We start from the raw sequence: 11,451 nt of genomic DNA, 5'->3' as shown, positions 1-11,451 counted from the left end.
ATAGTCCCGCTGGTAAACATGGCGATGGTGCCGCTCTGGCGGGACGTGAGCATGGCATGGCCCGTGGCGGATGTCGCCAGGGATAAGCAACGCATTACTTTGACCAGGAAAAGCATGCAGCATTCAGGTAAGCCGAAAAAAACCGTATCCGCCGTTCTGTCCGGCATCGTTCAACGCGGCACCGGGCGCCTGTCGACAATGCTGGCCGCCTTGGGCGTGGGCATGACGGTAGCGGCGGTGCAATTGCCTGCCGCGTCCGCGCAGCCTGTTCCAGCGCAATGGATCGCTTATGCGCAGATGGCAGGAACGCAATTTGAAGCGTGGCTCAGCGACCCTGCCAACGATACCGCGGCGCGCCTGCATGCGTGGATGCAGGAACGCAGCCTGCAAGGCGGGCAGCCCGCGCCGCCGCCATTGATCGTGCGGGTGTGGGTGGCGCCATCGGGCCAGGTTCAGCGTGTCGAGTTCGCATCGATGGGCCAGGCGCAGGCCGATGCGGACTTGCGTGCGCTGATGACCACACGGGCCTTGCCTGCAGCGCCGCCGCCAGACATGCGCCAACCGATGATGCTGGAATTGACCCTGCATCGCAGTGAAGCCCATTAAATCATGGTGCTTGCTTGCTGCCGGCGCGGGAAAACACTGGAGGTAAGGGCAATGCCGCACGTCGCGCAGGATGGCATGAAGTTTCGATACAGCAAGCTGCTGGCGATGGCATTGGCTTTGCTGTTTTCCATGATGCTCGGTGCTTGCGGTTCCATGCCAGGTTCCTGCCTGTGGAATGCCCCCGATTTTTCCGCGCTGGCCAAAAAATATGGACCGGCAGTCGTCAATGTCGGCGTTGTCCGCGACACGGCGCCGCAACGTGCCGACAGCCCGGTCCCGGGGCAAAATGGAGTACAGGAAGACAGTCTGGGCTCCGGCTTCATCGTCAGCGAGGATGGCTATATCCTGACCAATGCCCATGTGGTGGCGCGCGGCAGCCAGATCAGCGTCAAGTTAACCGACCGGCGTGAATACAAGGCGCGCCTGATCGGGACAGATCGCGTCGCCGACGTGGCCCTGCTGAAGATCGATGCGCGCGGCTTGCCGACGGTGCGCATCGGCGATCCGGACACGGTGGATGTCGGCGATTGGGTCCTGGCGATAGGGTCTCCTTTTGGTTTCAGCAATTCCGCCACGGCCGGTATCATCAGTGCCACGCGCCGGATTTTGCCTGGCGCCGACTACACGCCATTCCTGCAAACTGACGTGCCGGTCAATCCCGGCAATTCAGGCGGACCGTTGTTCAGCCGGCATGGCGAAGTCATCGGCATCAACTCGCGTATTTACAGCAATAGCGGCGGCTATCAGGGACTGTCGTTTGCGATTCCCATCGACGCGGCAATGCGCATCAAGGAGCAGTTGCAGGCCAAGGGCGCCGTCACGCGGGGGCGCCTGGGCATGACGGTCCAGGAAGTGAATCAGGCCCTGGCGGAATCGTTTCACTTGTCGCGTCCGGCTGGCGCGCTGGTCGGTTTTGTCGAGCGCGGTGCTGCGGCGGATCGCTCCGGCGTGAAATCAGGCGATGTCATCTTGCGCGTCAATCAACGCGACGTCATCCAGTCGGCCGATGCGCTGATCTTCATTGCCGATGCCGTGCCGGGAGAGGAGGTGGCGTTGACAGTATGGCGTGATCGCGCGGCGCTGACGCTGGTCGTGGTGCCCGACCGCGCAGACGCATCGCGCCCGCCGGCGGCCCGGCCTGACATGCAGGCGCCGTTGGGACTGGTCGTCCGGCCGTTGCTGCCGCAGGAGCAACTGGTGTTGCGCATAGACGGCGGCTTGCTGGTGCAACAGCTGAACGCCGCGGCCTTGCGTGCCGGCGTAAAAGCTGCGGATGTGATACTGGCCGTGAATGGCAGAACCGTGGGAACGATCGAGGAACTTGCTGCGGAAGTGGGCGAGGGCGACGGTGCGGTGGCGCTCTTGATACAACGTGGTGCGACGCGCTTGTTTATTCCGATCGAAACAAAAAAACCGGCGCCCCGCGACGCCGGATAGTCGCTCGCCATGGACGGTGGATGCCTGCCGGTCCCGGCAAGCCGGCACGGCGGGCGGATTGCCTCATCAGGCCTGGCGTCCGATCGCGGACCTGCCTTCAGGGAGCGGCATATATAATATGAACTTCAGGAAAGCGCCGTGACGGGCGAGTATATGTTGAGTGATGAGGTTGTGATGCAGTCGAATGAACAAGAACAGTTGTTACAACAAAGCCAGGCGGGCTTCGATGCCTACTATGACGCGCTGGGGGCGTCGCTGGTGAACTTTGTCGAGCGCCTGGGCATCCAGCCGGCGCACGAAGTGTTGACGAACGCGGCCGAATACCTGCCGTACATCGATGCGGCCATGCGCACCATCGTCATCCGCGACGAGAGCTGGCAGTGGGTGAAAACCATGCTCGGCTACTTTATCGGCGAATACTTCGTGCAAGGCCATGCGGGCTGCTGGTACGTGGAGACGCGGCCGGCATCGCCGTATTTCTGCCGCATCATGGTGGGCGGCTTCGAGCATGGCTTGCCGGCCGACGCCGCCCTCGATCCGGAGGCGCTGGCGCTGGAGTTCCTGGGGCAATCCGTGCCGCGCGAACTGGCGGCACTGATCGCCTCAGCGCAAGCCCGCCTGGCGTGACGCCGCGCGGCTTGCCGAGCCAGATTTAAAACTCTTCCCACTCGCCTTCGGCCCGGCTTGCCACCTTGCCGCTCTTGTGCATGGCAGGCAGGCGCAGGGCAGGCGCTGGGGCCTGGCGCGCAGGCGCTGCCGATGCCACAGGCGCGCTGCGCTGCGCCGCTTTCATGCTGAAACGGTCGGTCGCCGCCGCGTTGGCGTCCAGGCGGAACACGCTGACCACCTGCGCCAGTTCGCTCGCCTGTTCCTGCATCGCTTCGGCCGCGGCCGACGCTTCTTCCACCAGGGCCGCATTTTGCTGGGTCACCTGGTCCATTTCGGAAATGGCCTGGTTGACTTGCTCGATGCCGGCGCTCTGTTCTTCGCTGGCGTTGCTGATCTCGCTCATGATGGAGGTCACGAAGCCGATGCTTTGCACGATTTCTTCCATCGTCTGGCCCGCCTTGTCGACCAGGTTCGTGCCTGCTTCGACCTTTTGCACGGAGTCGTCGATCAAGCCCTTGATCTCTTTCGCCGCCGCCGCCGAGCGCTGCGCCAGGTTGCGCACCTCGGTTGCCACGACGGCGAAGCCGCGGCCCTGTTCGCCGGCACGCGCCGCTTCCACGGCCGCGTTCAAGGCCAGGATGTTGGTCTGGAAGGCGATGCCGTCGATGACAGCGATAATATCGACGATTTTCTTCGACGAGGTATTGATCTCGCCCATGGTGGACACCACTTCGGCCACCACGGCGCCGCCGCGGCTGGCGATGCCGGCCGCGTCGCCGGCCAGTTTATTCGCCTGGCGCGCGTTGTCGGCATTCTGTTTCACGGTCGAGGTCAGTTCTTCCATCGACGAGGCCGTTTCTTCCAGCGAGCTGGCTTGCTGTTCCGTGCGCGACGACAGGTCCTGATTGCCGGCGGCGATTTCCGCCGACGCCGTGGCGATGGTGTCGGTGCCGCTGCGCACCTGGCCGACGATGCCGACCAGGCTGTCGTTCATGGTTTTCAGCGCATGCATCAGCTGGGCCGTTTCATCGCGGCCTTGCGCCGTGATGGTGCTGCTCAGGTCGCCCGCAGCCACGGTTTCCGCCACTTTCACGGCGTCGCGGATGGGGCCGGTGATCGAACGCGTGATCCACCAGGCGAAGCCGATGCCCATCAGCACGGCCAGCACGCCCATGGTGATCAGGAACACGCGGGTGCTGCTGTAGGCTTCGATGATGCTGGCGCCGACGCCGTCGGCCGCCTTGATCTGCATGCCGGCAAAGCGCTTCACTTCGGCCAGGTAGGCCGTGGTGATGGGCGCGACTTCCTTCTCGAACACGATCTTGGCGCCGGCCACGTCGCCGTCGGCCTTCATCTGGAAGGCGCGTGCGCGCGTCGTGACGTAATCGGTGCGCACCTTGCGCACCACCTTGAACTGCTCGATCACGGCAGGGTTGAGCAGGGAGGCGATGATGTCGTCCTGCAGCTTGCTGGAACGCTCGGCATCGACCTTCAGGTCTTCCTCGATCTTGGCGCGCACGACGGGATCGGTGATTTCAAACGAGGCCACGCCGCGCACGCTGTTGAGTTCAATGATCTTCGACCATTCGGCCACCATGCGCTGGTTCTTGATGCTGGTGTTGATCAGGCGGTAAGTCAGGTCGCTGGCCGTTTGCATGCGCACGAGGGCGGTGACGGTCAAGGCGGCAAGCAACAGCAATACGACAGCAAAGCCGACGCCAAGGCGGCTGCCGATGTTCAGGTTTTTCATGTAATTCCTAACAGTTTAATAGTCATGATCGCCGCCGCCAGCAAGGGCGGACAGGCGCCGCAAGGCGCAGGGGATCGGGGTCTTCAGGTGCCGCGTGATTGCATTGCGGCGCGCCGCGCTGTGCACGGCGTTAGAGGTAAAGCAAGGGGGGTGGCGGCCTGGGGTGGCGCTAACCAGCAAACCGCAAGTATAGCATTGACGTACGGAAATAGTTTCTTACGGCAATTTTAATTATTTTTTGATATTGATTTCCTGTTGCATTTTTACATCAAGTCCCTAGTCCATAAGTACTATCACTTACATTTCGCCTTACTTTTCGCCGTGTCGGCTGATAAAATACTAATGATAATCATTCGTATTAAAACACTGACCAGGGAATTGTATGCAGCAACAGCGCAAGCCAGGATGTAAACCGATCACCATCGCCGTACTGGGCGCCCTGTCATTCGGCGCCACGCCATTGGCGGCCTGGGCGCAGGAAAGCCTGCCCGCCGTCACGGTGACGGCATCGAAGGACAACAATGGCTATGCCGCGTCCACGTCGGCCAGCGGCACCAAGACGGCAATGGCCTTGCGCGACGTGCCGCAGACGATCAACGTGGTGCCGGCCGCCGTCATCAAGGATCAGCATGCGATGTCGATCCAGGACATCATGAAGAACATTCCCGGCGTGGGCTTGTCCACGGGCGATGGCCAGCGCGACCAGGTGTTCATCCGCGGCTTCACGGCCATCGGCGACCAGTTCGTCGACGGCTTCCGCGACGACGCCCTGTATTTCCGCGACCTGTCGAACGTCGAGCGCCTGGAAGTGATCAAGGGACCGGCCGCCGTGCTGTACGGCCGCGGTTCCTCGGGCGGCCTGGTCAACCGCATCACCAGGAAGCCGGGCGTTGATATCACGGACGTGGCCTTGAGCCTGACGAACACGGCCGGACGTCGCGGCGAAGTCGACGTGGGCCGTGTCGGCGAGACGGTGGACTGGCGCGTCACGGGCGCGCGCGAAGTGTCCGACAGCTACCGCGACCAGCAATTCATCAACCGCACGGCGATCGCGCCATCGGTCGCCATCCGCCTGTCGGGCGCCACGACACTGCTGCTGCAGGGCGACTACCTGGAAGACCGCCGCCTGACGGACTTCGGCATCCCGTCCTGGCACGGCCGTCCCGTCGCCGTCGATGCGCGCACCTATTATGGCGCCGCGAATGCCCGCGATGCGGACTTCAGCCAGTCGCGCGTGGTGTCCACGGCCGCCACCCTGACGCACAAATTCAGCGATAGTTTGTCGCTGCGCAATGCCTTCCGCTACTACGACTATCACCTGGACCGCAACAACACGAATATTTCCGGCAACGTCAACGAAGTCAAGGGCACGATGAACCTCGGCCACGCCAAGCTGAACCGCGACGAGAGCGGCTGGTTCAACCAGACGGAATTGACGCAAAAGCTGGTCACGGGCAGCCTGCGCCACGAAGTGCTGTACGGCGCCGAGTTCGGCAAGCAGAACAAGGATGCCAGCAGCTGGGCCTCGACCATCGTGGCGACGAATGTATCGATCTTCAATCCCGTCCTGCCTGTGGTTAACCGCAGCAAGCTGGGCGCGCGCAGCGATACCTTCGGCACCTACGACACGGCCGCCGCCTACGTGCAGGATGCCATCGCTTTCAGCGACGAGTGGAAGGCGCTGGCCGGCTTGCGCTATGACCGCTACCGGCAGCAGTCGCGCCTGGCCAATGCGGCGGGCGTGACGACGGCGGACCTGTCGCGCACGGATTCGGCCTACAGCCCCCGCGCCGGCCTCGTCTGGCAACCGGGCGCGGCGCAATCGTACTACGCGTCGTGGAGCCGTTCGTTCCAGCCCAGCGGCGAGAACTTCGCCCTGGCCGCCAACAATGCCGACCTGGCGCCGGAAACCACGCGCAACACGGAAGTGGGTGCCAAGTACGATCTGTGGGGCGGCCGCGCCAACGCCACCGTGTCGCTGTTCCGCCTGGAGCGCGACAATATCAAGACCAGCGACCCGATCACGAACCGCATCGTGCCCGTCGGCACGCAGCGCACGGACGGCCTGGAACTGACCTTCAACGCGGACTTGCACGACGGCTGGAAGATGATGGCCGGCTATGCTTACCTCGACGCCAGCATCACCGATTCCATCGCCGTCGACAAGAGCGTCAATGTGCCGGGCGGCACCACGGCCAGTTCGGTGGCCATCAAGGGCAAGCGCGCCACCTTGACGGCGCGCAATACGGCCAACCTGTGGCTGACGAAAGACCTGGGCCACGGCTACACGGTGGGCGGCGGCGCGAATGCCGTCGGCAGCCGTTTCGCGAACCCGGGCAACACGGTGGTCTTGCCCGGCTACGTGACGGCGGACGCCATGGCCTCGTACCGCACGGGCCGCTATGAAGTGCAGCTGAACATCAACAATATCGGCGACACGCGCTACATCGTCTCCGGCCACGGTTCCAGTCCGAACCTGAGCCTGCCTGGCGCGCCGCGCAATGTGGCGCTGACCTTGCGCTACAGCATGTAAAGGCCGCAGTCTGGAAAAACCCCGCTCGCGAGCGGGGTTTTTTCATGCGCGCGCCGTTCCAGGCCGGTCCCGCCGCGCGCGCCAGCCTTTCCTGCGGGTAATAGCTGCTGTCCCTGTGACAGCACGCCGGTATTCGGTGTTTAATGGCGCATGACCATTTCACGAGAGGCAAGCAGCATGGGATACAGCAAACACAGCAATCGCATCACTGAACTGCTCGGCATTGGGCTGCCCGTCATCCAGGCGCCCATGGTGGCCGCCGCGATGGGCGACATGGTGGTGGCCGTGGCGCAGGCGGGCGGCCTCGGCTCGCTCGCTTGCGCGGGCTTGAATCCGCAGCAGATCGGCGACGAGATGCGCTTCATCCGCGAGCACACGGACCGGCCCGTCAACCTGAATTTTTTCTGCCATGTACAGCCCGAGCCTGACGCCGCGCGCGAAGCGGCCTGGCGCGCGCACCTGGCGCCGTATTACGCGGAACTGGGCATCGACCCGTCGCAACCCATTCCCTCGTCCGTGCGCCATCCGTTCGGCGAAGAGATGTGCGCCGTGGTCGAGCAATGCCGGCCTGGCGTGGTCAGCTTTCATTTCGGCCTGCCGTCGCCGCACTTATTGGCGCGCGTAAAGGCCACGGGGGCGAAGGTGCTGTCGTCCGCCACCACGGTGGCCGAGGCCGTGTGGCTGGAGCGGCACGGCTGCGATGCCGTCATCGCGCAAGGCTGGGAAGCGGGCGGCCACCGGGGCATGTTCCTGTGCGAGGCCATCGAGGCGCAGGTGGGCACCATGGCCCTGGTGCCGCAGGTCGCCGATGCGCTCACGATACCGGTGATCGCCGCCGGCGGAATCGGCGACGCGCGCGGCGTGCGGGCCGCGCTGGCGCTGGGGGCCGACGCGGTGCAGCTGGGCACGGCCTACCTGTTCTGCCCGGAAGCGCGCGTCTCGGCCATCTACCGCGCCGCCCTGGAAAGCGCGGGCGAGGCGGACACGCGGCTGACGAATGTGTTTACGGGACGGCCCGCGCGCGGCATCGCCAACCGCCTGGTGCGGGAAGCGGGGCCGATGTCGCCGCTGGCGCCCGCGTTCCCGCTGGCGGGCGGCGCATCCATGCTGCTCAAGCAGAAGGCGGAGGTGCAGGGCAGCGGCGACTTCAGCCTGCTGTGGTCTGGCCAGGCCGCGCGCCTGGCCGAACGCCTGCCCGCCGCCGAATTGACGCGCAAACTGGCTGCCGCTGCGGGTTTCGGCGTTTAGAGGGAATGCTCGGTAGGGAAAAATAAACGTTGACTAATGGCGCTGATATCCGGCGAACTCTACCTCATACCAGTTTGGGGGGTAAAATACATTGATATGGCACAAATGTAGTGATAATTTCATCATGAGATGACACTGTCATGACGACATATGACTTTCTTTTTACTCACATCATAGAGGCCTGATATGGTTCAGATGTCCAGGCGCCAGTTCCTTCGGGTTACTGGCGCGACCATTGCTGGTTCCAGCCTCGCCCTGCTCGGTTTCGCACCGGGCCAGGCGCTGGCGGAAGTGCGGCAATACAAGCTGTCTCGCACGACCGAGACACGCAATACCTGTCCTTACTGTTCGGTAGGATGCGGCGTCCTGCTGTATGGACTGGGCGATGGCGCGAAAAACGCCGTCTCCAGCATCATCCACGTGGAAGGCGATGCCGATCACCCGGTCAACCGCGGCACCCTGTGCCCGAAAGGCGCCAGCCTGGTTGACTTCATCCACAGCCCGAACCGCCTGAAAGTGCCCGAATACCGCGCGCCGGGCGGCACGGAATGGCAACCGATCTCCTGGGATGTGGCGCTCGACAAGATCGCGCGCCTGATGAAGGATGACCGCGACGCCAACCTGATCGAAAAGAATGCCGACGGCAAGACCGTCAACCGCTGGCTCTCCACCGGCATGCTGGCCGCGTCCGCCGGCAGCAACGAGGTCGGTTACCTGACCCACAAGACAGTGCGCAGCATGGGGATGCTGACCTTTGATAATCAGGCGCGTGTATGACACGGACCGACGGTGGCAGGTCTTGCCCCGACGTTTGGCCGTGGCGCGATGACGAATCATTGGGTCGATATCAAGAATGCCGACGTGATCCTGGTCATGGGCGGCAATGCAGCAGAAGCACATCCTTGCGGATTCAAATGGGTCACGGAAGCGAAGGCGCATAACAAGGCCAAGCTGATCGTTGTCGATCCGCGTTTTACCCGTACCGCATCCGTGGCAGATTACTACTGCGCCACGCGTACCGGCACGGACATCGTCTTCCTCGGCGCGATCATCAATTATCTGCTGACGAACGACAAGATCCAGCATGAGTACGTGCGCAACTACACGGACATGCCTTTCATCGTGCGCGAAGACTATGCGTTCGAGGACGGCCTGTTCTCGGGTTTCGATAAGGAAAAAGGCAAGTACACCAACAAGGCCACCTGGGATTACGAGATCGGCGACGACGGCTATGCCAAGGTCGACCCGACCCTGGAACACCCGCGCTGCGTCTACCAGATGATGAAGAAGCACTACGCGCGCTACACGACCGAAATGGTCGAGCGCACGTGCGGCGTGTCGGCCGACAAGTTCCACAAGGTGGCCGAAGCCCTGGCGTCGACGGCCGTGCCGGGACGCGCCGGCACCATCCTGTACGCGCTGGGCTGGACGCACCACTCGACGGGCGCGCAAACCATCCGCACGGGCGCCATGGTGCAGTTGCTGCTGGGTAACATGGGTATCGCCGGCGGCGGCATGAACGCCTTGCGCGGCCACTCGAACATCCAGGGCTTGACCGACCTGGGCCTGATGTCGAACCTGTTGCCAGGTTACATGACCTTGCCGAACGAGGCCGAGCAGGATTTCGATGCGTATATCGCCGCGCGGGCCACCAAGCCGCTGCGGCCGAACCAGCTCAGCTACTGGAGCAATTACCGCAAGTTCCACGTCAGCTTCATGAAGACGTGGTGGGGCGATTTCGCCACGGCAGAGAACAATTACGCCTTCGACTACCTGCCGAAACTCGACAAGCCGTATGACTTGATGCAAGCCATCGAGTTGATGCACCAGGGCAAGATGACCGGTTATATCTGCCAGGGCTTCAACGTCATCGCTTCCGCGCCGAACAAGCAGAAGGTCACGGAAGCGCTGGCTAAGCTGAAGTTCCTCGTCATCATGGACCCGCTGGCCGTGGAAACGGGCGAATTCTGGAAGCCGCACGGCAAATACCACGAAGTCGATCCGACCAAGATCATGACGGAAGTGTTCCGCTTGCCGACCAGCTGCTTCGCCGAAGAGCGCGGTTCGCTGGTCAGTTCCTCGCGCGTGCTGCAGTGGCACTGGCAGGCGGCCGAACCGCCGGGCCAGGCGCGCAGCGACCTGGAGATCATGTCGGGCCTGTTCTTGCGCATGCGCAGCATGTACAAGAAAGAGGGCGGCAAGTTCCCCGATCCGATTCTCAACCTGACGTGGAATTATGCGCAGCCGCATAACCCCCAGCCGGAAGAAATCGCCCGCGAATTCAACGGCCGTGCGCTGGCCGACTTGTACGATCCGAAAGATCCGGCCAAGCTGCTGGTGAAAAAGGGCGAGCAGCTGGCCTCGTTTGCGCAATTGCGCGACGACGGCACCACGTCCAGCGGTTGCTGGATCTTCGCCGGCAGCTGGACGCAGGCGGGCAACCAGATGGGACGGCGCGACAACAGCGACCCGACGGGCATCGGCCAGACCCTGGGCTGGGCCTGGGCCTGGCCGGCGAACCGCCGCGTGCTGTACAACCGCGCTTCGTGCGACCTGAAGGGCAAGGCTTTCGATCCGACCCGCAAGTTGATCGAGTGGAATGGCACGAACTGGAGCGGGGCCGATATTCCCGACTTCAAGGCCGACGAACCGCCGGAAAACGGCATGGGGCCGTTCATCATGCTGGGCGAGGGCGTGGCGCGCTTCTTTGCGCGCGGGGCCATGGCCGAAGGGCCGTTCCCCGAGCATTACGAGCCGTTTGAAAATCCGCTCGGCTACAACCCCATGCACCCGAAAAACCCGCAGGCGACCAGCAATCCGGCCGCGCGCGTGTTCGACGATGACCGCAAGCAATTCGGCACGCATGAGGAATACCCGCACGTGGCCACCAGCTACCGCCTGACCGAGCATTTCCATTACTGGACCAAGCATGCGCACCTGAATGCCATCATCCAGCCGCAGCAATTCGTCGAAATCGGCGAAGAGCTGGCCAAGAGCATCGGCGTCGTTGCCGGCGGAGAAGTGCGCGTCAGTTCCAAGCGCGGCCACATCATCGCCAAGGCCGTCGTCACCAAGCGCATCAAGGCCTTGATGATCGAGGGCAAGGCCGTGCACACGGTGGGCTTGCCGCTGCACTGGGGCTTTACGGGCGTGGCCAAGCCGGGGTATCTGATCAATACCCTGACGCCGGGCGTGGGGGATGCGAATTCGCAAACGCCGGAATTCAAGTCCTTCCTCGTGAAGGTGGAAAAAGCATGATGGGAGCTCA

At 63.1% G+C, this 11,451-nt stretch carries 7 protein-coding genes; 6 read left to right on the top strand and 1 reads right to left on the bottom strand.

Going from position 1 to position 11,451, the window contains the following annotated elements; translation table 11 throughout:
• Positions 1-18 precede the first annotated feature (18 nt).
• From AC3RCJ_RS20240 to AC3RCJ_RS20230, 3 genes are all read left to right on the top strand, one after another.
• Positions 19-606, top strand: a complete 588-nt coding sequence (locus AC3RCJ_RS20240) for a YbaB/EbfC family DNA-binding protein (RefSeq protein ID WP_492964290.1) — start codon at positions 19-21, stop codon at positions 604-606.
• 51 nt (positions 607-657) lie between these two features.
• Positions 658-2,043, top strand: coding sequence for a trypsin-like peptidase domain-containing protein (locus AC3RCJ_RS20235; RefSeq protein ID WP_492964289.1), 1,386 nt, complete (start codon positions 658-660; stop codon positions 2,041-2,043).
• A 174-nt stretch (positions 2,044-2,217) separates the two neighbouring features.
• The gene (locus AC3RCJ_RS20230; protein ID WP_492964288.1) at positions 2,218-2,670 is read left to right on the top strand and encodes a hypothetical protein; all 453 of its coding nucleotides are present in this window, start codon (positions 2,218-2,220) and stop codon (positions 2,668-2,670) included.
• 25 nt (positions 2,671-2,695) lie between these two features.
• Here the strand turns inward: AC3RCJ_RS20230 and AC3RCJ_RS20225 are convergent, their stop codons facing one another.
• Positions 2,696-4,402, bottom strand: a complete 1,707-nt coding sequence (locus AC3RCJ_RS20225; RefSeq protein WP_492964287.1) for a methyl-accepting chemotaxis protein — start codon at positions 4,400-4,402, stop codon at positions 2,696-2,698.
• Positions 4,403-4,784: 382 nt separating this feature from the next.
• Here AC3RCJ_RS20225 and AC3RCJ_RS20220 point away from each other — a divergent pair, with 382 nt between their 5' ends.
• The 3 genes from AC3RCJ_RS20220 (at position 4,785) to fdnG (ending at position 11,441) form a co-directional block, all read left to right on the top strand.
• Positions 4,785-6,935 (top strand): TonB-dependent receptor, encoded by a 2,151-nt coding sequence (locus AC3RCJ_RS20220; protein WP_492964286.1) that lies wholly within the window; start codon positions 4,785-4,787, stop codon positions 6,933-6,935.
• Between the two features lie 177 nt (positions 6,936-7,112).
• Positions 7,113-8,183: an NAD(P)H-dependent flavin oxidoreductase gene (locus AC3RCJ_RS20215; RefSeq protein WP_492964285.1), complete on the top strand. Its 1,071-nt coding sequence runs from the start codon at positions 7,113-7,115 to the stop codon at positions 8,181-8,183.
• A 186-nt stretch (positions 8,184-8,369) separates the two neighbouring features.
• Entirely contained in the window at positions 8,370-11,441 is a 3,072-nt protein-coding gene (gene fdnG, locus AC3RCJ_RS20210) for a formate dehydrogenase-N subunit alpha (protein WP_492964284.1), read from the top strand.
• Positions 11,442-11,451 lie beyond the last annotated feature (10 nt).

The sequence above is a fragment of the Janthinobacterium sp. GW822-FHT07H11 genome (assembly GCF_058798615.1).
This window is presented reverse-complemented; position numbering and strand designations above follow the sequence as displayed.